Source organism: Spartinivicinus marinus, from assembly GCF_026309355.1.
Lineage (GTDB): Bacteria > Pseudomonadota > Gammaproteobacteria > Pseudomonadales > Zooshikellaceae > Spartinivicinus > Spartinivicinus marinus.
This window is the reverse complement of record NZ_JAPJZK010000001.1, coordinates 3,762,859-3,788,025: the sequence shown is the minus strand read 5'-3', so window position 1 is coordinate 3,788,025 and position 25,167 is coordinate 3,762,859. Positions and strand designations below refer to the sequence as shown.

36 protein-coding genes and 1 other RNA gene are annotated in these 25,167 nt (G+C 42.6%); 4 read left to right on the top strand and 33 right to left on the bottom strand.

Annotated elements, in window-relative coordinates:
• Positions 1 to 42: 42 nt before the first annotated feature.
• Positions 43 to 413, top strand: a transfer-messenger RNA (tmRNA) gene (ssrA, locus tag OQE68_RS17260).
• 252 nt (positions 414 to 665) lie between these two features.
• On the opposite strand, the gene OQE68_RS17255 is transcribed toward ssrA, so the two are convergent.
• Positions 666 to 1,025 (bottom strand): helix-turn-helix domain-containing protein, encoded by a 360-nt coding sequence (locus OQE68_RS17255; protein ID WP_180570255.1) that lies wholly within the window; start codon positions 1,023 to 1,025, stop codon positions 666 to 668.
• Positions 1,026 to 1,249: 224 nt separating this feature from the next.
• On the opposite strand from OQE68_RS17255, the gene OQE68_RS17250 reads away from it, so the two are divergent.
• On the top strand, positions 1,250 to 1,507 hold the full coding sequence (locus OQE68_RS17250) for a hypothetical protein (RefSeq protein WP_180570254.1): 258 nt from the start codon (positions 1,250 to 1,252) through the stop codon (positions 1,505 to 1,507).
• Between the two features lie 104 nt (positions 1,508 to 1,611).
• Here OQE68_RS17250 and rbp read toward each other — a convergent pair whose 3' ends face one another.
• The gene (rbp, locus tag OQE68_RS17245; RefSeq protein ID WP_180570253.1) at positions 1,612 to 1,884 is read right to left on the bottom strand and encodes an RNA-binding regulator; all 273 of its coding nucleotides are present in this window, start codon (positions 1,882 to 1,884) and stop codon (positions 1,612 to 1,614) included.
• A gap of 293 nt (positions 1,885 to 2,177) precedes the next feature.
• Between rbp and OQE68_RS17240 the strand changes: the two genes are divergently transcribed.
• A complete protein-coding gene (locus OQE68_RS17240; RefSeq protein ID WP_180570252.1) occupies positions 2,178 to 2,366 on the top strand; it encodes a hypothetical protein in 189 nt (62 codons plus the stop codon).
• 10 nt (positions 2,367 to 2,376) lie between these two features.
• On the opposite strand, the gene OQE68_RS17235 is transcribed toward OQE68_RS17240, so the two are convergent.
• The 24 genes from OQE68_RS17235 to OQE68_RS17120 form a co-directional block, all read right to left on the bottom strand.
• Positions 2,377 to 2,865: a DNA adenine methylase gene (locus OQE68_RS17235; RefSeq protein WP_255490995.1), complete on the bottom strand. Its 489-nt coding sequence runs from the start codon at positions 2,863 to 2,865 to the stop codon at positions 2,377 to 2,379.
• Positions 2,783 to 3,121, bottom strand: coding sequence for a DNA adenine methylase (locus OQE68_RS17230; protein ID WP_255490993.1), 339 nt, complete (start codon positions 3,119 to 3,121; stop codon positions 2,783 to 2,785). Before OQE68_RS17230 ends, OQE68_RS17235 begins: the two co-directional genes overlap by 83 nt.
• Before the next feature lie 150 nt (positions 3,122 to 3,271).
• Positions 3,272 to 4,114, bottom strand: coding sequence for a hypothetical protein (locus tag OQE68_RS17225; protein WP_180570251.1), 843 nt, complete (start codon positions 4,112 to 4,114; stop codon positions 3,272 to 3,274).
• An 85-nt stretch (positions 4,115 to 4,199) separates the two neighbouring features.
• Positions 4,200 to 4,625 carry a hypothetical protein gene (locus OQE68_RS17220; RefSeq protein ID WP_180570250.1) on the bottom strand — a complete coding sequence of 142 codons (426 nt, stop codon included), beginning with the start codon at positions 4,623 to 4,625 and terminating at the stop codon, positions 4,200 to 4,202.
• A gap of 81 nt (positions 4,626 to 4,706) precedes the next feature.
• Entirely contained in the window at positions 4,707 to 5,102 is a 396-nt protein-coding gene (locus OQE68_RS17215; RefSeq protein WP_180570249.1) for a GFA family protein, read from the bottom strand.
• A 144-nt stretch (positions 5,103 to 5,246) separates the two neighbouring features.
• Positions 5,247 to 5,783, bottom strand: coding sequence for a hypothetical protein (locus OQE68_RS17210; RefSeq protein ID WP_180570248.1), 537 nt, complete (start codon positions 5,781 to 5,783; stop codon positions 5,247 to 5,249).
• 235 nt (positions 5,784 to 6,018) lie between these two features.
• Complete coding sequence (locus OQE68_RS17205) at positions 6,019 to 6,954, bottom strand: contractile injection system protein, VgrG/Pvc8 family (protein WP_180570247.1); 936 nt, start codon at positions 6,952 to 6,954, stop codon at positions 6,019 to 6,021.
• Between the two features lie 26 nt (positions 6,955 to 6,980).
• Positions 6,981 to 7,184, bottom strand: coding sequence for a tail protein X (locus OQE68_RS17200; RefSeq protein WP_266195457.1), 204 nt, complete (start codon positions 7,182 to 7,184; stop codon positions 6,981 to 6,983).
• The gene (locus OQE68_RS17195) at positions 7,153 to 7,560 is read right to left on the bottom strand and encodes a phage tail protein (RefSeq protein WP_266195759.1); all 408 of its coding nucleotides are present in this window, start codon (positions 7,558 to 7,560) and stop codon (positions 7,153 to 7,155) included. Before OQE68_RS17195 ends, OQE68_RS17200 begins: the two co-directional genes overlap by 32 nt.
• Positions 7,557 to 9,686 carry a phage tail tape measure protein gene (locus OQE68_RS17190; RefSeq protein ID WP_266195758.1) on the bottom strand — a complete coding sequence of 710 codons (2,130 nt, stop codon included), beginning with the start codon at positions 9,684 to 9,686 and terminating at the stop codon, positions 7,557 to 7,559. The genes OQE68_RS17195 and OQE68_RS17190 overlap by 4 nt, the downstream gene beginning before the upstream one ends.
• Positions 9,687 to 9,804: 118 nt before the next feature.
• Positions 9,805 to 10,062, bottom strand: a complete 258-nt coding sequence (locus OQE68_RS17185; protein WP_266195757.1) for a phage tail assembly protein — start codon at positions 10,060 to 10,062, stop codon at positions 9,805 to 9,807.
• A gap of 34 nt (positions 10,063 to 10,096) precedes the next feature.
• Complete coding sequence (locus tag OQE68_RS17180) at positions 10,097 to 10,600, bottom strand: phage major tail tube protein (protein ID WP_266195451.1); 504 nt, start codon at positions 10,598 to 10,600, stop codon at positions 10,097 to 10,099.
• Entirely contained in the window at positions 10,587 to 11,786 is a 1,200-nt protein-coding gene (locus OQE68_RS17175; RefSeq protein ID WP_266195756.1) for a phage tail sheath C-terminal domain-containing protein, read from the bottom strand. The genes OQE68_RS17180 and OQE68_RS17175 overlap by 14 nt, the downstream gene beginning before the upstream one ends.
• 44 nt (positions 11,787 to 11,830) lie before the next feature.
• Complete coding sequence (locus OQE68_RS17170; protein ID WP_180572154.1) at positions 11,831 to 12,604, bottom strand: hypothetical protein; 774 nt, start codon at positions 12,602 to 12,604, stop codon at positions 11,831 to 11,833.
• Positions 12,601 to 13,131: a phage tail-collar fiber domain-containing protein gene (locus OQE68_RS17165; protein ID WP_266195449.1), complete on the bottom strand. Its 531-nt coding sequence runs from the start codon at positions 13,129 to 13,131 to the stop codon at positions 12,601 to 12,603. Before OQE68_RS17165 ends, OQE68_RS17170 begins: the two co-directional genes overlap by 4 nt.
• Before the next feature lie 8 nt (positions 13,132 to 13,139).
• Entirely contained in the window at positions 13,140 to 13,751 is a 612-nt protein-coding gene (locus OQE68_RS17160) for a phage tail protein I (RefSeq protein ID WP_266195448.1), read from the bottom strand.
• Positions 13,752 to 13,768: 17 nt separating this feature from the next.
• Positions 13,769 to 14,665, bottom strand: a complete 897-nt coding sequence (locus tag OQE68_RS17155) for a baseplate assembly protein (protein WP_266195755.1) — start codon at positions 14,663 to 14,665, stop codon at positions 13,769 to 13,771.
• Entirely contained in the window at positions 14,662 to 14,997 is a 336-nt protein-coding gene (locus OQE68_RS17150; protein WP_266195754.1) for a GPW/gp25 family protein, read from the bottom strand. The genes OQE68_RS17155 and OQE68_RS17150 overlap by 4 nt, the downstream gene beginning before the upstream one ends.
• A 14-nt stretch (positions 14,998 to 15,011) precedes the next feature.
• Positions 15,012 to 15,572 carry a hypothetical protein gene (locus tag OQE68_RS17145; RefSeq protein WP_266195753.1) on the bottom strand — a complete coding sequence of 187 codons (561 nt, stop codon included), beginning with the start codon at positions 15,570 to 15,572 and terminating at the stop codon, positions 15,012 to 15,014.
• A gap of 103 nt (positions 15,573 to 15,675) precedes the next feature.
• Positions 15,676 to 16,248, bottom strand: a complete 573-nt coding sequence (locus tag OQE68_RS17140; RefSeq protein WP_266195752.1) for a phage baseplate assembly protein V — start codon at positions 16,246 to 16,248, stop codon at positions 15,676 to 15,678.
• Positions 16,220 to 17,083: a hypothetical protein gene (locus OQE68_RS17135; protein ID WP_266195751.1), complete on the bottom strand. Its 864-nt coding sequence runs from the start codon at positions 17,081 to 17,083 to the stop codon at positions 16,220 to 16,222. Before OQE68_RS17135 ends, OQE68_RS17140 begins: the two co-directional genes overlap by 29 nt.
• On the bottom strand, positions 17,076 to 17,486 hold the full coding sequence (locus OQE68_RS17130; protein WP_266195750.1) for an HK97-gp10 family putative phage morphogenesis protein: 411 nt from the start codon (positions 17,484 to 17,486) through the stop codon (positions 17,076 to 17,078). Before OQE68_RS17130 ends, OQE68_RS17135 begins: the two co-directional genes overlap by 8 nt.
• Entirely contained in the window at positions 17,476 to 17,799 is a 324-nt protein-coding gene (locus tag OQE68_RS17125) for a phage head closure protein (RefSeq protein ID WP_266195749.1), read from the bottom strand. Before OQE68_RS17125 ends, OQE68_RS17130 begins: the two co-directional genes overlap by 11 nt.
• Positions 17,796 to 18,104: a head-tail connector protein gene (locus OQE68_RS17120; protein ID WP_180571510.1), complete on the bottom strand. Its 309-nt coding sequence runs from the start codon at positions 18,102 to 18,104 to the stop codon at positions 17,796 to 17,798. The genes OQE68_RS17125 and OQE68_RS17120 overlap by 4 nt, the downstream gene beginning before the upstream one ends.
• Positions 18,105 to 18,251: 147 nt before the next feature.
• Here OQE68_RS17120 and OQE68_RS17115 point away from each other — a divergent pair, with 147 nt between their 5' ends.
• A complete protein-coding gene (locus OQE68_RS17115; protein WP_180571511.1) occupies positions 18,252 to 18,443 on the top strand; it encodes a hypothetical protein in 192 nt (63 codons plus the stop codon).
• Positions 18,444 to 18,488: 45 nt separating this feature from the next.
• On the opposite strand, the gene OQE68_RS17110 is transcribed toward OQE68_RS17115, so the two are convergent.
• The 7 genes from OQE68_RS17110 to OQE68_RS17080 all read right to left on the bottom strand — a co-directional run bounded on the left by OQE68_RS17110 (position 18,489) and on the right by OQE68_RS17080 (position 25,115).
• Positions 18,489 to 19,700, bottom strand: coding sequence for a phage major capsid protein (locus tag OQE68_RS17110; protein WP_266195748.1), 1,212 nt, complete (start codon positions 19,698 to 19,700; stop codon positions 18,489 to 18,491).
• Between the two features lie 4 nt (positions 19,701 to 19,704).
• Positions 19,705 to 20,355, bottom strand: coding sequence for an HK97 family phage prohead protease (locus OQE68_RS17105; RefSeq protein WP_266195747.1), 651 nt, complete (start codon positions 20,353 to 20,355; stop codon positions 19,705 to 19,707).
• The gene (locus OQE68_RS17100; RefSeq protein WP_266195746.1) at positions 20,342 to 21,550 is read right to left on the bottom strand and encodes a phage portal protein; all 1,209 of its coding nucleotides are present in this window, start codon (positions 21,548 to 21,550) and stop codon (positions 20,342 to 20,344) included. The genes OQE68_RS17105 and OQE68_RS17100 overlap by 14 nt, the downstream gene beginning before the upstream one ends.
• Positions 21,547 to 23,244 (bottom strand): terminase large subunit, encoded by a 1,698-nt coding sequence (locus OQE68_RS17095; protein ID WP_266195745.1) that lies wholly within the window; start codon positions 23,242 to 23,244, stop codon positions 21,547 to 21,549. Before OQE68_RS17095 ends, OQE68_RS17100 begins: the two co-directional genes overlap by 4 nt.
• Positions 23,241 to 23,696, bottom strand: a complete 456-nt coding sequence (locus OQE68_RS17090; RefSeq protein ID WP_266195744.1) for a phage terminase small subunit P27 family — start codon at positions 23,694 to 23,696, stop codon at positions 23,241 to 23,243. The genes OQE68_RS17095 and OQE68_RS17090 overlap by 4 nt, the downstream gene beginning before the upstream one ends.
• 161 nt (positions 23,697 to 23,857) lie before the next feature.
• Positions 23,858 to 24,223: an HNH endonuclease gene (locus tag OQE68_RS17085; protein WP_266195743.1), complete on the bottom strand. Its 366-nt coding sequence runs from the start codon at positions 24,221 to 24,223 to the stop codon at positions 23,858 to 23,860.
• Positions 24,224 to 24,383: 160 nt separating this feature from the next.
• A complete protein-coding gene (locus OQE68_RS17080) occupies positions 24,384 to 25,115 on the bottom strand; it encodes a phage antirepressor (RefSeq protein ID WP_180571957.1) in 732 nt (243 codons plus the stop codon).
• Between the last annotated feature and the right edge of the window lie 52 nt (positions 25,116 to 25,167).

The window sequence follows — 25,167 nt, the reverse complement described above, 5'->3', positions numbered from 1 at the left end:
ACTGTTAAAACCCTTATCTTACCTAATATCCATTAAGGTTTCGGGGGCGATTTGGATTCGACGACGGTTACGAAACCTTCAGGTGCATGTCGAGATGGCAGCCAATCTCGTAAATCAAAAGCTGCAAAATAGTAATCGCAAACGACGATAACTTCGGCGCTCAAGGCGCTCTAGCTGCTTAATACCCAGCTAGCGGTTGTAATTGGCTTACTTGTTGGCTGGTTTCAACTGTCAATTTAAACAAGGTCGCTGTGAAGCATGCCTGAGGCGGATCAGTTAAACTAATTTTCAGGCTCGCTTGTTACATCCTGATCGTCGGGTTGTTTTGAGCTAACTAAATAGACGAATCTAAACATGTAGAGCCGAAGGCAGAGAACTGGCGGACGCGGGTTCAATTCCCGCCGCCTCCACCAATTTCATTTATCAAACGGTCTTATATTTACTTAAATATCAAAGAGTTAACATACAGACTTAACTTCAAACCTTAACACCAAGATAGCCTAAATCACCCTGTTTTTAATGCCGGGTTCCCCACGTGGAACCCATGATTTCCCCACACCTCCCCAAATAGTTATTTATAAATCAAAGAGTTATCATCGTGGGTACTTTTAGTTCTCCCCTCATACATTTATAAGCTTTCACTCAAATTTGTACCCTTCAATAAATCACTTATGACTTCCAAGTTGCTCCTCAAGCCATAGCCGATCAATTGTTAAAAGAAAGCTTTCAACAGTTTGTGGCTTGGTTTTGTGGAGCTCAGATAGTTTTGCTACGACACCTTCAAGGTTTGGAATATCTTCATAGCCAGTAGCCAGCCACTCCAAGTCAATACCAAGCAACCGACCCAGTGCAACAGCTTCGTGCAATCTAAGATTGCCGTACCTTATTCGGTCATAAATTTGTGTTGGGCTAAGCCCTACCTTCTGCCCTATTTGCTCAACCGAAAGCGAATGGCTATTGATGGCGTGCCTAAGTCGATCTCCAATTGCCTTTACTTCCTGGGTTACTTTGGTACTTCTTTTCATAATTTTTTCATTATGAACCTATTGCGAATATTTACTATGAATTTCACTCCTGGTTTTGGCGAAATGCCAAAAAATTAACGCAATAAGCCAATGCCATTTGGCAAATTTCTAAATGATTAATTATTGCTCAGAGTAATATGATTTACATCACGTATGATTACTTGTAATTTCTCTTATCAACGGCTTGGACGTAAGTGCTTAAGTTAGTGCCTTAAGGATGAAACATGTCTTTTAGAGTGAAACCTTGGGGTAATTTTCAAGAAGAAACACAAGTTGCCGAGATAGCAACTCAAGGTATAAACAAAGGAGAAAGCAACGATATTATCCAGACATCAACAGGTATATATCTAAAGCCAATTAAGGAGGTACAAAAAGCAGTGATTTTAAAAGAAGAATTAAATTATCTAAAAAATTATGTCTATTTTATTAATCAACATTCAAAATTAATTATTGATCATTTATCTGCTTGTTTAAATAGCTAGTTATCAAGTATAAGGAAAACCTTTACATCAGGCACTTTTTAAGTCATCCAATTTCCAAGTAATGGCAACCTCCCTATTGGGAGGATTGCGTAGCTAAACTAAAATTAATACCTTCTGCGTTGAGGACGACTATTAGTTTTAGGCTGCGCTTGATTAACTTTGATGTTACGACCTTGCAAAGAGCTTCCGTTCATTCCTTTGATGGCTGCATCCGCTTCAGAATTATTTTCCATTTCAACAAAACCAAATCCTTTAGACTGACCCGAGTCACGATCAGTGATAAGGTCCACAGTTGCTACAGTACCATAAGCTGAAAAAGCTTCTTTTAAATCATCGGCTGTTACACTATAAGACAGGTTGCCAACGTACATTTTCATAAACTTTCCTCTATTTTGTGTGTTGGTAGAAATAGCACTATCGAAAACCAAGCACACAAATTACTCGATAGAGAAAACCATTCTTAGATGATTTGTTAGAACTCCGTAACACTTATCTAATAATTAAGAGTTAATTAGATACGGCATACTACTCTATATTAGCACTTTATACTAACTTTCTTCTAAGCTTCATACTCGTCCGTACAGACGCAGATAATCAATTCATCTGCTTGCTGGGTGTTTAGACCAGAGTTAGTCTGGACATGTAAACAAACACCAGCAAGGAGAGCACTATGAAACCAGCCACCCCAACAGAAGAGCAACGCTTACAGCAATTCATCAAAGAACTAACAGCCTTGTCTAAAAAGACTGGTATTGTTATTGAAGCAATAGGCGGTGTTAGCATTTTGGAGCCTGAAGAATTGAGAGCGTTACGATATTTAGGTGAGGTGGGAACTGGTGATATTGAGCCTAGGTTTTAACCTGGGCTGATTAATTACAAATAATTAATTCTTTTGATTGCTTTCTGTTATTACCTCCTATCGTGTAGTTGATTTTAACCTCATTAATTTTCAGTCCTTCAAACACTTGCCGTATATCAGGGTGATCATTAATGCTAACCACAAATCGGCCTTTGCTGGTTTTGGCTAGTTCTGCTATGGCTTCGTATTGGTCAAAATCAAACTTGTTGTCGTAGCCATTCGTTTCCCAGTAAGGTGGGTCAAGGTAAAACAAGGTGTGTTCCCGGTCGTAGCGCTTAACACATTGCTGCCAATCCAGATGCTCAATCGTTACCCTGGCTAGTCTCAAATGAGCTTGTGAAAGTGTTTCTTCTAACCTGGTTAAATTTAATCTCAGTGGCGTGGTGGTACTGGTACCAAAGTTTCTGCCAGTTGGCTTAGCGCCAAAGGTTAGTTGTTGTAGGTAGTAAAAACGCGCTGCTCGCTGAATATCGGTTAACGTCTCTGGTGGTCCATTCAAACAACTGACGACTAACCAAAGCCCACTTAAATTGTCGGATAAATTCTTCAAGGTGATGTTGTACCACCCTAAATAAATTAATCACGTCCGAGGAGGTATCATTAAGCACCTCAGCTTTTGAAGGTTCCTTCATAAAAAATAATGCTGCTGCGCCACAGAACGGCTCAACATAGCAAGTATGATCAGGAAATAATGGTAAGATATGCTTAGCTAAACGGCGCTTGCCGCCCATCCAGGCGAAGATAGGTTTAGACATGGAGTCTCCTTCTACAAGGGAAAAAGCTACTTACAAGTGCCCTGCAAGTACAGGTAGACTGGTAAAAATATTAAAATTATTAAGAAAAGAGTTTTCTGTGAGGCTAACGACTAAGCACGCCGATGCGAAGAATCCACGTGGAGCGCCTTGTTAGCTTTTTTTTGCACGGTTTCTAAGCCACCCAAACAGACCAATTATTAGACCAACAAGAGCGCCTATTACGGCTTTAATACCAACTTGCCCCCAATCGATTCTAGAAACACTTGAAGGAACTTTTTCTATAATGCTTTCCTGGAAGTCAGATGGATTTGAGTTAACTATACTGCTAACCCACTCATGAGAGGCTTTCTTGCTCCATTCTAAGTCTGACTCTTCTGCATATGAATAAAGAAATAAAACTTTTCCCTTAATATGTACGAACGTTGCTGTAACGACTGAAACAAAGGGAGCTGGATTGCCCATTTCATCTTTCATATCATATTTAACTAACGATGAGTAAGAGAGCGTACGGTCTGTTTCCTCATGCACCGGCATAGGTACCATCTGCGATATAGAAAGAGCAAGATCAACATCATATTTTTCTTTAATTCCTTCATTCATTTTTCCCATTAGCTCAGGCAACTGAGCTTCGACCTTCTTCATTAACTCGGAATTTTGAGATTTTATGGTTTTTTTAAGGGCCTCAAAATCTGAGCTTGTTACAGCTATGCTTATTAAGCTTTTGGCCGTTTGTACTGTGAAGCGTCGAGGCAATTCAGGTATTTCGTCTCTCAACACCATATCGACGAAGCCATCAGGTATAAATGTAACAAACTCTTCGTTCATAGGTGCGACGAATTGTTTTTGAACCTCATAAAGAACTGCCATTTCAGGTGTAACAGCACTATAACCTTCAGGCACAGGAATATTTAAATCGACCCCTCCTACTGATATTTCACTCGCCCAGATGAGCGAAGAGGAAAGAAGTAGTAATGCAAAAATGATTGATCTCATTTATATCTCCGTGAGAAAAGCTAACGCCGCAAGCAAAGGTGCGCGTTAGCGCGTCCATCCCGCAGGGCGCTGCTGCCTTTGCTTGTTAGGTTTGTGCTTTGCTATAACAAATACCATAAATATATACTTTTCCCTGCTTATATTCACATGAAGTAATGTCATCATGCCAATAAACTGTAGAAGCACCTGAACTACTAAAGTTGGAAATCAAATTTTCAAATAAATAGTAGATTGTTGAGAACAACAACTCGTTATCTTGTAGTACTTTATCTAAGGCAGGGTAACCTGCCTTACCCAACTCATCTTGAATTTCACCAACCTGCTCATCATCTTCTTTTAGATCTGAAATCAGCTGATGGTATTCGTCCTCTAGAAGCTCGATGAACTCTTGCTCTTTAATGGAGAGTGAATATGTCCATTTGGTCATTTTTGCCCGAGCCGAGCTCAAACTCATTTCTGGCAAACAAAAAATATCGATTGGTACTGATTTATCGTCAATCTTAAGATTCAATTCAATACCTCTAGAAAACCTAACCAGAGTGAAGCGACTGTTTGGCAGTCCCTCTGGCTAGCTCTGTTATACATTGGCTAGCTAATCATGTGGGTGTTCACTGAATTGCTTGGCATTATCACCAATTTTTAGCCAGCCTGGTTTTTCAGAAACAAATTCGTGGAATTTATTTTCAATTTTAAATTCACCGTCTATGCAATTTGCATTGATTGGAAAGGACTCCATACCTGACAAGACTTCACCAAGCGCTGTGCCGCAGAGAGAGCAAAAACAACGATCATATTTATATGGTGGCTGCGCTTTATAGGTTGTTATTTTGTCTAGGCCAGCAGTAATTTGAAAATTATCGGCTTTTACGAATGCCAAAGCGCTTGCACCAACCTTACGGCAGCGACTGCAATGACACATACCTAGCATGCTTGGCTTTTCAGACAACTCAAATTGAACTGCTCCGCAACAACAACTTCCTTCTATCACTTGCTACCTCCTCGTAATGTATAACGCCTTGCTCACCGGCACATACTGTGGAGAGCTTTTTTGTGGAAAAATGGATCGGATCGTAGCGACAGACACAAAAACGAGCGTAGCAGTATGTGTCCGCGTGAAGCAATTTGTTAGGCATTAGTTTGGACTGCCATGTTTTTTCATTAACTTTCGCTGAAGATCAGCCATTTTTTGGTGGAGCCTCATTAGCTTCGGGGTTGCTTCCAGTTCACCATGATAATTTGCGAGATCTCCTTTGTTCATTTCTGCGTAAATTTCATCCGCTGTTTCAATGTACTTTTTGGTGGTCAGCCCCTTTGCTATAGGCTTACGAATATTATTGACTTGACGACCTTGGTAAACCTTACTCGAATCATGAACGAAGATCGTATACTCAAAATATTTTGGTTTTGGTGTGAGATCTATGATTTCACCTGCATCATTTTTCCATACAGAGTGAAATTCAGCCTCGATCATTACGCTTGGCCACTCCCAAATTGACCACCCGAATAGCTGACTCCCGCCATGCTCAGCAACATGTTCACTTAAGATATTAAAGCAGTCCCTCTGGTCGGCATCCTTCAATGGGCGCAATGGAATTTTTACAGGGAGCGCATCAGATAATCCTGAGCAAAACTGAATTACGTGCTTTCTTTCAATATCTGGCAGCTTCATGATTTAGATTGCCTAACTATTAATGAACGTCACTATGACGTGATACATTACGTCGTAGTGAAGTTTAACACCCCAAACTAATTGATCAAACTCACAGTTTTATATCCAGATTAATATTTAACTATTCTTCACAAATAAGCTGATTTTTAATAGTATGAATGGTTTTTAGCTTTATATTATACGTCAGAGCGATGTAATAAATTGTGTCATGCTGACGTATAATTCCCTTTACACTTCACTTAATTAAATCAACACTCGTTGTATACCCTGAGGCACTAACTGAATGCTTTGCCTGTTTAACTACCCACCGACCATCAACACCAGTCCTTACACCTTGAATAATCACTGGCCGTTCAGCTATTAATTCAGGATTACCTACTACCGTTATGCTTAAACTGGCTTCTGTATCATTTAACCCACTTAGCTTCGCTTTAGCACTGGCCTTGGCTGCTTCCTTGGTTGGATATACCATTTTAATAGTATAGATCGGTTCACCATTGCCAACCTTTACATGCTCTGTCTTACCACCTTCAGCACTGTGATACTTAGCCATCACACTTTTATAATATTGTCTGTCAGGGGCTTTTAAATTCCATTTATTAATTTTAGAAATTGTTATTGCTGACAGTTGCTTACCAGTTGCTGTTTTGGTTTTGCCACGCTCAACAAAGACTAAATGCTCCATCATTGGCTTAACAATTGCCCCATGATCTAACGCCATACGACTTAAAAAATTAATATCTGATTCTTCAGTCTGGTCTATATGGTCAATGACAATAGAGGTAAATACTTCTGCAATTTTAGGCTTCAACCCATTGTCATTAGCTACGGTGGTAACTATATCTACCAGTTTTTTTTGATGCCATGAACGTGACTTAGGGCTACGGAGTTGATCCCTTAAGTTAGCTCCTTTCGCCTGAATGGTCATCTGATTAGGTGGGCCAGAGAGTGATACCTCATCAATAATGAAGTCACCCATATGAATATTCTGGATGGCGACTGATAGCTTGGTGCCTTTGGCGGGTATCGGTAAGTTACCTTCAGGGTCAGATAACTTAAGGGTGACACGATCAGATTTAATGCCCGCTTCGTCGGTAAGCTCTAAGCTAATTAAATGTTGTTTAATATCAACGGCCAGATTGGCAATTAATACTTGATAATCAATAAGCACGGTTTATGACTTATAAGAATGGAAAGTTAAGACCAAAGGGTTTCTGCAGTCTGATTTTGAGGGGTTAGCGCTGGCAATAAAATATTAATTCCTGCTGCTAAAACAGGCCCCTTTTCTACTAACCCTGGATTAGCATCTAACACCTGCAGCACAAAACTTTCTTCACCATAATACTGCTTACAAATCCAGTCCAGGGTATCACCGTCCTTTGTTCGGTATACTGTCGCCATAGTAGGTTATGCTCACGCTGAATTCAATCTTACGGCAAACGCCTTCCTTATCTGGGTAGGTGCCACTTTCACTCACTTGGGTGATACACCAATAGCCGAGTATTTCGCCAGTACCCGCTACCAAAATAAAGGGCGCACCTGTACCCGCCAGCTCAACCATATGAAGTAGGCTATCACGACTGCCATATTGGCCAGGGTACATGGTGCCACTTAAAGCCATCGTTCGAACGGTTTCCCCGGTATACTGCTGCTGAGGATAACCCCCAATAATAGGCTGGCTGGCCCATGTAAACTGCCATTGTTGACGAAGCTTTTGATAGCTGGCAGTCTTAATCGAGAATATAAAATCACCCAGCTTGAGTAGTGTATAACTCATAGAGCAGCCGCCATATCCATATCATAAAGCGCGCCTCGCTGTCTGGCTTCAGCTTCCTGCTCACGCTCTTCTAAAGCATCCTTCACTTGCTGTGTAACTTCTTCTGCCGACATACCAGGGGCTGCATTGATGGTAATTGGTGCGTTTAGGTGGGTGGTGACATTCATATTCTTTTGCTGGTTGATTTGCTGTAGCCGCTTTTCTATTTGCTTAGCATTAACGGCTTGTGTCTCTTGTATCTGGGCTCTGCGTTGCTGCGTTCGCTGGTTAATTTTTCCGGCAACTGTTTTCTTTTCTTCCTCATCATCGCCAGTAAACCAACGTTTAATACCTTTTAGCTTCTCAATGGCTTTATTAATCCACTGGAATTTACTACGGAGCCAATCAATCGCTGGTTGCCAGACCTTCATGAATAGCTTTTTAGCTGAAAAACTAGAAAGCCTAGTTTTAATGTTATTTACCCCTGAGCTAAATGCATTAAGCACAGAATCCCAGAGATTACTAAAATAGTCTTTGATCTGGTCCCAGTTAGCGATTAATAAACCAAGAGGTGTACTAGTAAAGAAGTAGTTTTTAATAGCCTCCCAGGCTACACCGAATATTGCTTTGACTCTCTCCCATAAGTTACCAAAGTAGTCTGTGATTGGTTCCCAATTAGATATCAGCAAACCTAGTGGTGTAAAATTGAAAAAGTAGTGTTTAATGGTTTCAAATGCTGAACTACAAGCATTAGCAACAGTATCAAATGTATCACCTAAAAATGTGGATACAGTACTCCAGTGGGTAATAATTAATGTCGCACCAATCGCAATGATTTTAATGATTAGGCCAATGGGATTGGCCATCATGGCTAATCCAACCGCTTTTATCGCTGGAATAAATGCTATTAATGCAGACCCAGCTGCCAATACGGCACCGACTAATTTCACACCAACTAATGCACCCACAACAGCCACAATATTTTTCCAACCAATGGCTTCCTCAATAAAATGGCTTACTTTACTAGCCACAGTAACGACGGTTTTGCCCAGATTCCACATAAACCGACCCACACTCACTAATGAATCAGCTACCTGGATTAACACTTGATTAAAGCGAGCGCCGTATTTTTCATGGAAAGTTTTAAACTTAATCATGAGCTTGGTCACCAAGGGCATAAACTTGGCACCCACTGATTTACTGACACTGCCAATGATTTGTTTAAAGTCTAAAAAGGCGTCCTGAAAATCCTCTGCATTTTTGGCATCTTCTTTTGAAATTATATTACCGGTGGCCCTGGCGTCTTTTCTTAACGCCTCAAGGCCGGCTTTTCCGCCATTCAGCATATTGACCAGCCCAACGCCTTCCGTATCGAATAGCTTCATCGCCAGTCGCACACGATCGGCTTTATTGGGGATATGCTTCATCGCTTCCGAGATATGCTCAAACTGCTGTTCAGGTTTCAGCGAGTTTAGCCACTTAGCATCCAACCCTAATTCTTTGAGTGCTTTACCCGTTTTACCAATCCCAGCAGCCGCTTCCGATACCCGTCGTACCATCCGTTGGGAAGCCGTATTAAATTGCGCGGTAGATACTCCGGAGCGCTCAGCCGCATACTGATATTCTTGGAGCCCTTCAACACTAAACCCCAGTTTAGCCGCATGCTTGGCAATGGGGTCTCCTCGATCAGCCGTGGATTTCACCATCGCCAACAAACCACCCGCTGCCCCGGCTAACCCACCTGCAGCCCATTTACCGGCGGTTTTTAACTGTCCAAGTCGTTGCATGCCCGCTTGCTGAAGTCCTTGAAAACGAGCTGTACGCTGCAACCGTCGTTGTGCTTGAGCGGTGTTATTAATATCTACTCCATAGCGTCTGGCAGCACGGGAGGCGCGAGTCAGATTTGCTTCTGCCCGTCGAATAGATTCGGCTAACCGTTCGCTGCTGCCACCCGCTTGTTGTTGCTGTCTGCGTAGTCTGGCTAGTCGTTGGCGATACTGATCCACCTGTCGTACAGCAGCCAGTTTTTTATTAGTCTCTCGGTAAGCTTTGCCTAATTTACTGGCAACAGATTCAGTTTTTTTAAAGCTTTTCGCCAGTGACTTATCAATATAAGCGCCAATGGCAATATTGAGTTTATTAGCCATGATTATTGTTGCTTAGGAAGGGATTTGTACCAATCAAGGAGGTCTTCGAGGTCCATGTCTAACAGCTCTGACAGTGGGGTGCCTCGCAGGTAGTAGGATAAGGTTAAGCAAATTTGCTTTACTGATCGCCAGTCAAGCCTAAAAAACCTTCCACCTTTTTACTGATTAACTGAAAGTCTTCTCCATCTAATTCTTCTACAGTAGCAATATCCAAGCTGGTTAAATCAGCCACCATATGAATACTTTGGGTAATTTCCCCACCACCCCGTTTTTCCATATTTTTTAAATCTTTGGCTTTAGGGCGACGTAAAGTGACTTCGTTAATGACTTCACCATTACGTTCTATAGGATAGTTTAAGGTAATTAATTCGCTCATGATGTACCTATTGTGTTGTATGTTGGTTTAGAGTTTATAAGCCTAAAAATTCACGGACGCTTTGCATGTGATCAGTGCCTTCTATTTTGCGCACATGGTTAACCACATCGATCTCGTAAATGAGTTTGTTATTGATGGTGAGTTTGTAGTAATCCAGTTTGACCGTGGTCGTTAAGCTGGATAGCTCGGCTTGTTTCCATTCACCAAAATCTATTTCACTGACTAGACCACGGCAAACCGCATCAATTCCTTGATCGCCCTGACCAGGGTTGCGCAATACGCCTTTGATATTAAACGGCACTTGCTTACCTTGCTGGAAACCAAACTCTTTCAGTACATTGATATTACAGTCATCAATGGTAAAGCTCAGCTCCATGGCTTCCATCCCCATATCCAGGTGGGTCACGCCATCCATGCCACCACCTCTAAACTCTTCGGTTTTAACCGTGAGTTTGGGTAGTGTAATAGACTGCACTCGTCCTGCCTGGCTTACCCCATCAATAAACAGGGTGGCATAAGTGACATTATTGGCGTGCACTGAGTACCTCCTTAAAATAATCGTCGGTTAACGTGGCATTAAAGGTGATATGTTCAGCTGGGGTGGGCGGGGTAAAATCAAAGTTAAAATACACCTTGCCATCCGCTAAGGCGTCTGGGGTATTTAAGTCTGGATCAGCCCAGCAAGTGCCGCCTAAAATAGCACCGATATTTTTTAATCGGCGCAGATAATTATTCACACCTTCTGTTACATCAGCGATGTAGTTTTTAGTGATATTTCTGTCAACGGCCCACATGTGAGCGCGCTGCAGTGAGTCATAAATAATTGCGGCTGTACGTACCACGTTAATAAATGTCCATTTAGGATCACTACTACAGGTACGGTTGCCCCAGAGCCTATAACCATTTTCTTGAATAATGGTAGTGACATCATGGCTATTTAAGTAATTGGCTCGGCAGTTTTTATCACCCAGTTTAAAATCAATCGGTCTTGCGGTACCTAGCACGCCGTTCATTAATTTATTCGAGGGTGAATGCCAAAACCCGTTGTCGTTATCAATTTTAGCCATGAGTCCCGCGACTCTGGATGAAGGTGGTTCAATGACAATGCCGCCTTTACCTTCATTTGCATCGCTATTCCAGACTTTAACCCAAGGATCGACTAGGTAGGCATAACGTTTACCAAATGTTTTACGGTAGTTAACGGCCTCTTCACCGGTTGTATTTGGACCATCAATGATAGCCACTCCACCTAATCGCTCAGCGCCTATGATCAAGGCATCAGCTGCGGCTTTGATATGTGAAAACTCTGGTGCAATTAAAATACGTGGTTCAACATGTACGGTACTTTTCGCATCAAGCAGTGCATAAATACCGGTATTAGGCTCGCCTTCCTGACCAATAATGGCACTCAGTGCAGTATTTTCATTATCTGTTGTTTCAGGAGCTGCAGGCGGTTTATCGTTAACCCGAATGACAACGACCATTGCCCCAATCTGGTTAAAAATACCTTGTAATGCAGCTGGCAGTGTGCCTTGCTTACCCAGCTTTTCCGCTTTTTTTAAACTGCCGGCCATTAACACCGGCGTATCATAGGGAAACACTTTCTCGTCAGCTTCGGGTGCTGTCCCCACTAAACCAATGACACTGCTTTTGACGGTACGGATCGGGCGTGGGCCACTGTCAATTTCAACGACCTCGACGCCATGGAGAAATTCTTCAGGCATAAGGGTTCCTTTTTGAATTAATTTATAGGGGAGTAAAGTGCTAACTATGATCGTTCGATTGAGCGCCGGCTCTCACGATCAAGGTCAGGCAAAGGGTCTGTATCAAAAGGATTTTCGCCGTGCATTGAAGGATAATAGCCCCATAGCGGCTTATCCCTATCAATGGGCACATAACCCGTCACAATCGCAGGCCAGAAAAATAACACTTCACCTGCCGGAGAATACACATAAGGGTGAGCATGAAAATATGAGCCAGGCTGGCTTTCATAGTTTGCACCGCATACCCCCCATTCATGATTAACACCGTTAAGCCAGGTATAACGAATATCACCAGAGATTAATTTTGCATAGCAGCCTACAGTGAGTGGTACTGAACGGTTGGCAGGAACTGTGGGGTAAATAGAGTAGGCATTATGTGTATCTCGATCATAACCGCTCCACTTCAGTCTCAGTACACGAATGGTCGGCTGTAAATACTTATGCCCTTTAAGCCCCATACACGTCAGAATTTCTTTTTCTTCGCTATCTCGCTGCTCCCAATCTATACCAGTTTTAATTTCTCGATATAATGAGACTTCAATAGAAAATGCTTCGCTTTTATCAAATCCATCTAACATCTTATCCACTAAATTTCCAAACTGATTTTTGGATTGTCGGTAAAAGGGGCTTTCCTTATGGGCCTCTAACATAAAAGCATTAAAACGATCTTCAGCGGCTTTCAGTTGCTGATTAATATCATTGATTTTATTTTGTACTACTTCTGTTAATTGATTACTGGCCTGTACCGCATCTGCTAACCGTTGTTCGATAGTCATCATTTCCTCGCTGTTTTTTCGTATTGATTAAATGAAAATAACAATTCCAGGTGGCGACGCATTTGGTCAATTTGCGCCTGACTTAACATAGCGAACTGCTCTAAAAATAAGGCAATGGCAATATCCGCCCCTTGGTCATTGACGGTAATGGCGTCGGCAGGCATGCCACTGAGTATGAAGTCAGTCGAGAAAAAACAAGGCGCGCTTGCAGCCTTATACTGCAAGGCTTTCTCTAATGATGACCAAACCGCTAATAAAGTGCCATCCTCTAAAAATATGCCAAACTCTCTAATCCAAAACTCTGACTCACCATCGGCTATGGCGCTTAAAATGATATGTGTTTTACCGGCACGTTCACTTTTTGAAATAGGCAACCTGAGTTGCTCACTTTTTAATTGAGTCTGTTTCGCGTTAGGCAGGTAACGACCATCACCCAGCGCAATTTCAGCAATGGTGGCTTGTAAACCATCATTACTGGCATTAAATACCGCCTGCAATCCTGCATCGGTAATAATAGGATTAATTTGCATGGTTATTCCTATACACGAATAATTGTCAGTGGACGGACTACAGCCGTCGCACAAATACCCAGCGTGTTTTGCTGCTCAATGCGACCAACACTGGTGACTCTGATGCTATTGATATTTCGAGTAACACAACTTGCTGTAATGCCTGTATTAAATTTGGCACCCAGCTGAAAACTAAAATGGCTGCGTACATTTTTAGTACGTTGAATAGTTTCTTGGATTTGCTCAATTAATTCTTTATTTAAAATATCACCTGATGTATTTAAATTATCATTGGCATAGGCAGTAACCTGAAAAGTAAAGGGCTTGCCATTGTATTCAAACCACTCTTTAATTTCGGTTTGCACATGTAATGCGTCTAGTGCTTTTTTAAGCGCACCTCTTGTGCCTTTAATCCGATGCACCGCCACACTATTCGCAATGGTTTGTCGTTTAACATACTCAGGCCAATCTGGATTCCATACATCCACCGATAAGGCCCAAGCCAACCAGGGCAAACAATTCGCTGGGCAAGTATCAGGATTCCAGACGTGATTAGGATAAGCGGGTATGTCACTCATACGACCAGTGCTATCAGCCAATCCTTCCTCTAAAGGGCTTGCATTGTTGGGTAATAAACTCATGAGAAAAAATGGATTATTTAAGCGAGGTTTATAGCAATTGATTTGGCTTTAGGTGCTTGAAAGACTTTGGCTTGAATATCTGCTGTCGGTGACAGCAATTCCACACGGGTAACGCCCCCCATATGGAGCGCATCATAAATACCCGAAAGCGCCACAGTTTTACCCAGTTTATAACACTGCTCGACATACTCATTCAGTGCTGTTGTAGCTGTATCGATAATGGCTTTAGAAGACGGCCCTTGTTGTACATGCAGTTTGGCATCAATGGAATAGTCGATAATTGCAGCGGCTTGCACGGTAATATGATCGGTTAACGGCCTGACATCTTCATCATTTAACGCGGTTAACAACGCCTGTTTTATTTCATCATCCGGTGCCATATCGGCTTCATTAGCTAAAGGTCGCCGCAAAAAAGTAATCATCACCTCGCCAGGCTCATCAGAATACACAGAGACATCCGCAATTTGATCATGGGCATTATGCGCATGAGCTAAATAGGCACCCACTGGGCCAGCGGTTGAATAACCTTCAGGCCCTAATTGAATACGACGCCTAAAGTCTTCGTCAGTCTCCATAATCGGTGGTTCTGGTGGTATTTGGCTATCATCACCTGAATCAATCACTTTACGCTTAACGCCGTAATTAGCGCCTAAATGATCTAAATCATTACCCACTGCATATGCTAGCATGACGGCTTTAGCCCGTTCATTAAACTGCTGTCGAATCAGCATTTCACGATAAGCACAGACCTCTAAAATCTTCATCGCAGGATCAGATTCGACCAGCGCCGTAAAACTGCTATCGCGCTTTTTTAGGTCATCCAGCATTGATGCTAGGACCATTTCATAATCGATTTGCTCAATAACATCTGGTGCAGGTAACTGTGATAAATCAATGGCGGTAAATTCGCTCATATAATGATGCCATCCAACGTAATGGGTTTGCCTTCGGGTAAATAAATCCCTTCTAACGCAATCAATAACTCGCCTGGCTCGCCGCGATAAGCCTTAACCTTGTTGACTTTTATGCGTGGTTCCCAACGGATTAAGGCTTCAGCAGTCGCCGCGTAGATTTCCACTAACCACTGACCATTCATGGGGCGGTCCACTAATTCAGGCAAACGGCTGCCATAATCACGCCGCATCAGTCGGGTTCCAATGCGGGTGGTTAATATGTCAGTGATGGATTGGCGGAGGTGATCGAGGTTAGAAAGGGGTTTACCAGTTTGTCGGTGAGTGCCTTTCATACTTTTAATATTTGCTAATTATTTTTATATAAAACAATACTTTTATCTGTTTTGCCAAGATAATAATTATAAATTTGCTTTCTAATAAACTTACCAACTCCATAATCCAATTCTTCATCTTCAGGGTCAATTTCAGGGAATTCAGTAATCTCGAACCAATTGCGTCTATCAAGCTCAATAAGAATTTTTCCGCTCTCAACAAGTTTGCCATTCTTAACCGTGTGCACATCATAATGTGTTTGAGTATGGTCTTCTTCGTATTCTATTGATAATTCATTTTCAACTTGGATATAGCTATCTTCTTCTACATAGGGAGCGATATCATTCAATACTTCAAAAATAGTATCTGATCTAGAACCAAATTTAACTTCATTAACAAAGCCATATAGTTCACCATCATCAGATATATCAATGCCTATCCTATCCAATAAATCACGCAATGTTCTTGGAAAAGAATAGCCCTTAAATTCATATGACTCTTTCTTTAGCTTTTTTATAAGCAAGTCATATATCTCACTATGTTTTTCTTTTGGAATATTAAACCTACATGCGTCCACCCAACAAGCAATTCCCATAAATACTCCTATATGGTTAACTGTTATCCAATTCTTTAATACAAAATTATACGATAACTACTGTTTAATTAACCAGTATTGTATTTATTTTCTGATTTAAGAGTTATTGCTTGTTACCCGTAGGTATCGCTGTACCATGCCCTGGCACATCATGACCATGGCCGTTATAAATATCCCGGTCGCCTTGCATACTACGCGTGTGGTCTGTTATTTCTTGGGTGGCTTTAATATTTCCATCCACAAACAAGTCACCCACAAAATGAATACCTTTAGGGCTAATTAACTTAGTATTGCCTTCACCGGTTAGCTCAATAATTAATTCATCATTACCTCGGTGATAGCTAAACCGAGCATGATTTTTAAATTGCCACACCGATTCATCAGGATCATAGCTAGGAGCTGGATGCTTGTTTTGATAGACAGCCGGTAACACAAACCCATTGGCTAGCTCACCACTGGGTGATAACACAATCACTTGTTCACCCACTTCCGGTGCCCACCAACTTTGGTCATGACCGGCTCTTGTCGTTAACCAAGGTAACCAGCCAGAGGTTAATTGATCGATTTGCACTCTTACCCGTGTGCGTTGGTGGTCCACTTGGTGAATCGTGCCAGGGCGAATTAAATTAACCAGTAGCCGGTAAAGCTCATTTACTCGAAACAACTCGGTAGTCATCTTCGTGAGGGATTCCTATCTCTGGGGCATCACTGCATAAAACAGTGGTTGGCGGGGTTCCGCTGTCTTGCCAGATTGACGCTTCAGTTCTTATAACTTGCTGCCATTTGATTTGCCAACGTTCATAAGGCTCGCCACCTAATGTCATGACTTGCTGATCGGCACTAATATCCGTTGGATAGTCCAGTGCCTCACCCAAATCCCATTGATTAGCATTGATCTTAAGCGATACCTGAGCCGCCAAGTCTTCAGCGTAACCCACTTGGTGGTAACAATGGGCTGCCATAAAACACTTAACGGCCCCTGGCCCATTCCAATCATCAGCAGGTTTAATCTGTTGGAGTTTAACGACAATGGTAGGTAATACCGGCTGAATCAGCTGGTAATCGCTGAGGCTTGTTTCTGAAATACCTGACAACTGTTGCCTTACGCTGTGCAAAAACTGTTTTATTGGGCTTTTAGTCGGTGTGCTTTGGCGATCAGCCGTTAACGCTAAATCGCCCCAGCACTCAAACTCCATAATCACTGAGTGCAGCATTTTTTCTGGTTCAAAGCCATCAGCACTGGAGTTTAGTTGCAGTCCTAATCCTGCAAATTCAGTAATACACTTCTTTTGTAGCAAATGAGCCTGGCCGTAGTTTTTACTCCAGATTACCACCTGAAATACGCTGTTTTGCCCAGTAATATCCGTGGTATTAATACGACCACTGCCTTGGGCTGCATTCACCCGATGGTAAGTAATGGCAGGATATTTGGCCTGTTCCGGTAATATTGTGGGATAAGCCCGATCATCGACTAATGCAGATAATGTTTGTTGGATTTTAATTTCAATCATTTAGCAATTCATCAAGCCTTTTTTCAATCAGCTCGATAACCTCCTGCTTAGCATTGGAAAAATTGGATTGATCAACAGCGGGTTGAATAAAGGGCTTTTTAGCTTTTTGCCGTTCATTGCCATATTCCATGGCTAATGCTTTTTGTACGACGGATGGCTGGTGTTTTTTTTGTGAAATTCCCGAATAAACCACCGCAAAATGGTCTTTAGCAAAGGATTTATGATTAATCGCTTTTTTAAGCTCACCGGTATCAACTGGCGCGTTTTGCTTCATCTGCTTTTTAACCGGCTTAATGATTTCTAATAAGCCTTGCCGTACCGCCCGATTAATCAGTTTTTCTTCTACATCTCGAAGTTGTTCAGTTAACTCTTCAACATCCCGTAAATTAATATCAAGTTTCATATTCTTCACACATGAGTAGCAGCTCGCGGTTGGCTTCTCTTGGGTTAAGTGGCGCATGAATTTCAAAAGTACGGTCTTTATACTTAACCCGAAACTGCGACTTAATCCCAGGCCGATAACGAATCGTTACTTTGTAATTAATCGAATTATTAATTTGCTGGGCGGCAAAAAACTCTTTACCTGATATGGGATCAATCGCCGCTCTTGCGCTGCATACGGTTACCCAGGTTTTTATAGTGGGCTGGCCGAAATCATCTTTAATCAACTCAGGTTTTTCAATGGTGATTCGGTGTTTTAAGCGGCCGGCTCTCATAGGGATTTAAAACGGTATTTATTCCAAATGGTTTGGGTCGATAAGGGTAATTCACTAACAACGCCACCAATCACCACTGATTCCCGGTTGTTATACCAATGACCAATCAGCATGAGTAAGCCAATTTCAATTTCACGGGTGATAACCACTGCTATATCAGTGGGGTTATCTTGCACTAGCGGACGTTGTGTCGTGCTTTCAAAGTTAGCGATAGCCGCCTCAATCAATACCTGCACATAGGCGTCATCTTCGGTTATTTCTTCATCAATATTCAGGTGCTTTTTAACAAGATTGAGTTCTAGCATAGTGGTTACCTAATATATAACCGCGCAACAATAAACAAAAAAAACCTTTCTGCACATAATTTGCAACTTTAGTGCACACCAATTACGTCAATAACCAGTAGTATATTGAGATGGATAATTTAAACGTCTGGTGAGGCTCTTTGTACTGTGAGTAAAAACATCAAAAAGAAGTTGTTAATTATTATTGCCGTTTTGGCTGGCATGGCTATTCTCTTTTGGCTGACCGCGACAGGTATTATTTATGCGCTCCATGATTTTGATCCCAACGCATTACAAATTGATGCCTGTTTAGATGCTGGTGGTGCATGGGATTATGAGGGAAGTACATGCAAATACTAACCGTATGCACTGGGCAATTAAAAAGGCGGGAATTCCCGCCTCTAATTACCCTCCTTTAATTTGTAATACCTTAACAGCATTACTATCCAACAACATATTACCCACCCGCTTGGTGGTATAAAATGACACAAAGGGCTTATTGGTGTAAGGATCGCGCAACACTCGGGTACCAATCCGATCTAAGATCAAATAAGCCCGCTTAAAGTTACCAAAGGATATCGGCGCTTTTTTCGCGGCAATGTCATCGACTTGCTCATTTTCCGTCAACGAATAGCCTAACAGCCGCGAAGGCTCACCGGCTTGTAAGCCAGGGCTCCATAAATAATTACCGTCGTTATCCTTCATCAGCCGTACTTGCCCAACACTGGTGCTGTTCATCATCCAGCGGGCACCTGTGCGGTATTTACGTTTTAAAGCGTACAATAGCTTTAACAGGTCATCTGCTTCGAGCTTAGCGGTGGCGGTATCCAAATACTGTAATTTGCCGAACTCCCTCACATCATCGCTTTGTGTAGTACGAGGATAAGCAAACAAGCCCACAGGCTTTAGGTTTCCATCACCATTAGTAAAAGCAGCTTCTTCCTGTTCGCTAAATTCCTCACCAATATCATTAAGCAAAAACTGTTGTACATTAAAAAACGCATCATCCAGCATGGTTTGAGTAGCCTCTGGATTGGCGTAAATCTCGCCCCAGTGCGTGGTAATTGGCTTCAGCTGTGAAGTATCAGTGTTCGGCCTTGGCGATGTTTCACCCACCCAGCCCGATGTAGCTCGCCCGTCTTTCCGTAGTTTTTTAAGGTCCGGTGTGGATAAGGTTTGACTGGAGCAAACCGAACGCATGACCACTTGATCACGGCCAAAGTCGATAATTTGCCGGTCTAATTGTTCTGGTACCGCATAACCGCCATCCTCATCATTGCTGGTTTGCATGGTTTTGGTTTTTAAATCATCGATCTGGTCGGTTTTGCCTTTTCTGACAAATTGATCAAAGGCTTTTTCATATTCGGCGTTTTGTTGTTTACCACCAAACGTGCTGCCAGGGCGATTTGCCTTGGTTTCCAGCTCTTCAAACTGGCCTTTTAGCTTTTCCAGCTCCGAGAGTTTGTCATTGATCGCCTTCAATTTACCTTCAACCAATCCATCCAGCGCGTCACCTTTTTCCAAGGTAGTTAAGCGATCATCATTGGTTTTTTTAAACTCATTAAAGGCACCACCTAATTCCTCAATTGTCTTATTAATATCTTCAGCGTAAGCCATTGATTTATCCTTTTAAGGTGTGAATAAGGGATTGCAATTGATTCACGGTACTTGATAACTCAGCGTCTCGCTGATTCAAGGCGTGATAACCATCAGCCATTAAGCCTTTGGCTTGGGCTCGCGATAAACCGGCCTCGCGCAGGAATCGCTCAAACGTTTTTGGGCCACCATCAATGGCCGATTTAACGCCATCAACCGTGGCCGATTCATTGGCAGGAAATGTCACCAAGGACACTTCCCATAATTTCACTTGCTTCAGACGATAGGTGTCGGTGTCTTCATCCCATTCACCACCACCCTTGGGAAGAGTAAAGCCAATTGATAACCCAGTGACGGAACCGGCTTTTAAATGGGCATAAGCCCGCTTTGCCAAGGGATCATCGTCAATTAATAATTTCCCCTCCACATACAGGCCGTGGTTATCTTCCACCATTTTGGTATAGACGCCGATAGGCTCGTCATAACGATGCTGCCACAATAAAGCCGGTAATTTATTTTTCTGTTGCCACTGATTCAGTGATTGTAAAAAAGCCCCTTTTTCAACCACGTCACCATAACTGTCTTCTACTTCAAACACTGAGCCATAGCCTGCAAATACCCCTGACTCGTCTACCGATTTAATTTCAAACGGTTTCGCAATCTTAGTTAATTTCATTTTTCTCTGGCTCTTTACCATTAATCAGCATATTCATCGGCGTTAAATAAATATCGCCGCCCTCCCTTGGGTCTAAATCTTCCAGCGCCCGAATTTCATTGGGCGATAGTGAGCCGGTTTGTTGCAGCTTGGTGTAAAACTCAGCTCGGGATTTCATGTCCCCACGCAACAGGCTATTTACATTAAACTTGGCAAAGTGGCTGGCACGCTTGGCTTCAGGAATTAAACTCACCTGAATGCGCTGCTCAATCCGGGTTAAATACGGCACCAGTGCATTAACCACAAATTCTTGTGCTTGATGCTCAATATTGGAAAACGTGGCTTTTTCTAAATCACCCACCATATGGGGAGGCACGCGAAATAATCCACAGATTTCCGAACGTTGGTATTTGCGGGTTTCCAAAAACTGGGCATCATCGGATGTCATGCCCACGCTCACCCATTGTAAGCCAGCCTCTAAAATCGCCACTTTATGGGCATTATCTAAGCCTTGATATTGATCGTCCCAGCTTTGTTTGACCCGCTTAACCACATCATCATTTAAGGTTTGGTCCGTGCTTAAAATGCCCCCTGGACGAGCCCCATTACTGAACAATTTAGCGCCGTGTTTTTCAGTGGCTAACCCCAAGCCAATGGCATTGCGGGCATAACTAATGGGTGACACGCCTTTGATGCCATCAACGGAAAAACCCTTTACATGGAAGACTTGATCAGCAGTAAGAATATCACGGCTACCATTGGCAAAGGTGACATCATAAACCAGGGTGTAATCATCCAATAATTTGGGTTCTACATTATCCGGGTTTAAGGGTAATAATTCCCGTAGCTCACCCTTTACCGTATTTTTATAGGCGTAAAAGTTACCCCGCAAACATAAATGAGTAATGCACAACTCCCATAACTCTTGAGAAGTCATGTAACTGTTCGGCGACAGTTTAAGTAGGTGATAAAGACGGCTCCCAGTGGCTTTTACTCGCTTTTCACCTTGCTGCACAAAATAATTCAGTGGCAATTGCCCAACCGATTCAGCCAATACCCGGATACAGGAAAACACCGTACAGCAACGCATGGCGCTCTCAGGCGTAACAGTGATATTAGTATCGGTTTCATAGCCAACTCCCAGTGCTTGCAATAGTGCATGGGAATCAAACGGGGCTGCCTGACTCTTGGTAAACAATTTTTTAAAAAAACTCATAGAAAACGAATGCCGTGGTTTTCGTAGGCTTTATTTAATGAGGGGCTGTCGTCGTCGAGCATGGAACGGCCAATTCCCATAATTAATGCAACAGCACCATCAATTTTGTTATGGGGCTTTTCTTTGCGCGGAAAGATGTTCTCATTAGCGTCTTCTTTTACCGTTACGTTTGACATCATCCAAGTTAATATCGGATTACCATCATGGTGAAAGCGTTGGGCTTTTATGGCTGCCTCTAACTCTTTCATCGCGGGTGAAAAGTTGGACGTGGTTTGGGGAAATTTAACCGGACTTAAATTGTACTGATCCAGTTCTTGTGCCAGTTGTACCGCTCCCCAAGGGTCATGGGGAATTTCTCTTACTTGATGTTGCTCGGAAAGCTCTAATATCTCTTGCCTGACTTGGCTGTAATCAATTTCAGCCCCATCAGTTTTCGTTAAATACCCTTCATTTAACCACTGCTGATACGCGGAGTGGTTTTTATTATTCTCGTCATAGATTGTGTCTTCCGGTAAATAGTGACGAGAAAAGGCATAATAATGCTGTTTATCCGCGACTTGACGGGTAAATACCTGCACAAAAGAACAAATATCAATGTGTGATGAAAGGTCAATCGCAAATACAGCCTCATCGCCTTTAAAATCGTCAAGGGATAACCCTTTGTCACAACAGCGATGCCAATCGACTAAATTAATCCAGGCTTCACGGGCATTAACCCAAACATTCAGGTGCTTAGTTTTAAATGGATTTTGGCGGCTAGCATTGGCAACGGCACTGGCTTGCTGGGATAATAAAAAGTCCTCCAATACCGACACATTGTAATTAGGATTCGCTTTAATTAACGCTTCCGGTTGTGTCCAGTCGTCGTCTTCATCAATGGTATAAATGAGTCCCCACAGTTCATCATTCGGCACTGAACCGTTAAGGATATTAATCACCTCTTGTCGTTTGTCATAACAAGGCCCAGCAATGTTAAAGCCTGCCGTGGTAATCACAAATAATAACGGTTGTTCTCTGGCGCCCATGCCTGAACGCATGGTGTCATATAAGTCACTGGTTTGATGCTCGTGATACTCATCAATTAACGCGCAGCTAGGAGAAGAACCATCACCCGGGTTACCAATCAACGGCTCAAAGCGGGCATGATCTAATACAATATGCATGTTTTTGGCATTGACTTGAATGCCTGCATGTTTCTGTAACTTTGGCCTTTTCTCCACCATGATCTTGGCCGGTCGAAACACCTCCCAAGCTTGTTTTTCAGTGGTTGCCCCCGAGTAAACTTCTGCACCGAATTCATCATCCATAGCAAAGCAATATAAACCAACACCTGCTGCTAAAATGGACTTGCCGTTTTTACGAGGGACTTCGTAATACACCTCACGATAACGGCGGGTGTGGTCTTTTTTTCTGCACCAACCAAATGGCACACCAAACGCAAAACACTGCCAGGGCTCTAACTGAATATTTTGCTTTTTAGAGGCCCACTTGCCTTTGGTATGCGGCAGTAGCTGAACAAATTTACAAATGCGCTCGGCTTTTTCCTCATCAAAATAATAAGGAAAATCAGGTTCATCAACTTGGGTTAAATCGGTTAAATGGCGCTGACACGCTTGAATAACATATTGGCAAGCCGGTATGTCACCAGCGACCACCGCTTTCGCGTAATGTTCAGCGCGCTCGTAATTCGTCATAGATTAAATTCGTTGGTTTCTTCCGCTGGCTGGCCACCAACAGCTAATCGAGCACGACTGGCAGGATCAAGGCCCAACTTCGCACCGTAGCTATCCACTTGCTTAATGGATTCGTTCGCCACCGTACACGCTGGGTTTTTCTTTAAGTTACCGTTGTTATCCGTAACCATAATGCCGTGTTGCTCTATCGCTTCTTCAGCGGCCCGCCAACGCGCGTAAGCCGTACAAAAGATTTCCAGGTTATGAAAGTCAACTTCAGTTAACACACCACTCTTGATTAACTTGGGGGCTAAGTAGCTCCACAATTCTGTAGCAGTGGCGTCCAACCAGGCGGGTGGATCAACATTGGTAAGTGCACCATAACTCGGTTCATCATGATTTAAAGCCCGCTTGCCGGGATTCCCCGCGAGTAACTTCTGCTGGGTGGGCTTTGGTTTTCGACCTCTAGCCATCGCATGTTGTAATTTTTAATTTCGCGGGAATAAAAAAATTCTTGAAGCGCTCGATACCTAGCTACAAGCCCCAGAGATTAACCCCGCCCCCCTATGGCATTATTATTAATACCTTGCCATTAATTGTGGGCGGCATTGCTTAGAAAGGCTCTCAGGCAGTCTCAACGCCGATGATTTTTTTCTTGATCGGTTTTTTTCTGGTGACAAGGACGGCAAATGGTTTGTAAATTGTCAAGCGCATCATCACCGCCTTGGCTCTTGGGTTTAATGTGATCAACAATATTGGCTGGCGTTAATTTATTAATTATTAAGCACACTTGGCATAGATAAGTATCACGCTCTAATACCAATTTACGTAACCGCTCCCACTGCTTACCGTAGCCACGTTGATGGCGGTTACCTTTGTTCTTTTGCCATTGGGTCCAGCCTGAAGCCTGTTGTTTATGCTGCTCACAATAGCCGTGTCTTTCACGAGTTAATCCACTACAGCCTAATGAACGACAGGGGCGTGGTGTGCGTTTAGGCATGATGCTCTTGAGTGCTGGAGTCTACGTCAGTAGTAGCCAGTGAATAATTAAATATTGAATAAACTAAGACAACTAATAATATCAATCGCATAATGATTTCTCACAAATAAAAAAGCCCACCGAAGTAGGCAAGGGTTATGAATATCAGGTGTGAAATTATTTAAGCAACTTCAAACGGGTTAAGTCGCTCAGCTAATAAAGCCAAACCTTTAGGGGTCACCCTCACTTGTTCAGTGGTTTTCTCTGCCCCATCTGAACGACTAACGACAGTGACTTTATGTTCTAAAACACCTTGCTGTATTTTATTTTGATAGGCCGTCCAGCTGGCATGACCGGCCCTACGATATATCCACTTATTCTCGGATAACCAACTAAATAAATCCTTTGGCCTAACCTGCAAATCTTTAGCTGCATTGGTAATACACATACCACCATCAGATTTAGCGATACGCTCAAGGGCTTCAACTTTAGGCTTCATAGCGCCTATTTGTTGGCTTTGTTCTTGGATTTTTTCCATTGACTGCGCCAATATCCCAGCCACTTGCTGTGTATTAGTCCAATCAATTTGAGTTGTACCATAGCTGCCAGTTTTTCGAATAGTTGGAAGCACTTCATTGGTAACCCATTTTTTAAAGATTCTGGCTTCGGGCCGGCGGCTTTTGAGGATAGCTGAATAAAGACCTGACTCATTGATGATACTGAATTCACGGGGTCCAGCATTCGTCCCCACAATGTGGGGGGCAATCTCATCATCATCTAGATTGCGTGTCATCTTATAAGCCTCGGCATACCCAAGCACTTCTGCTATATCTTTAGCAATAAACCAAGGTTCACCATCTTTATTGATAACACGTACTGCAGAGTTATTAAATTCAAACGGAATAATATTCATAACTTACCTATCTTCTTTATTGTTTTAAAAAAAAGCCCACAGGGCGTGGGCA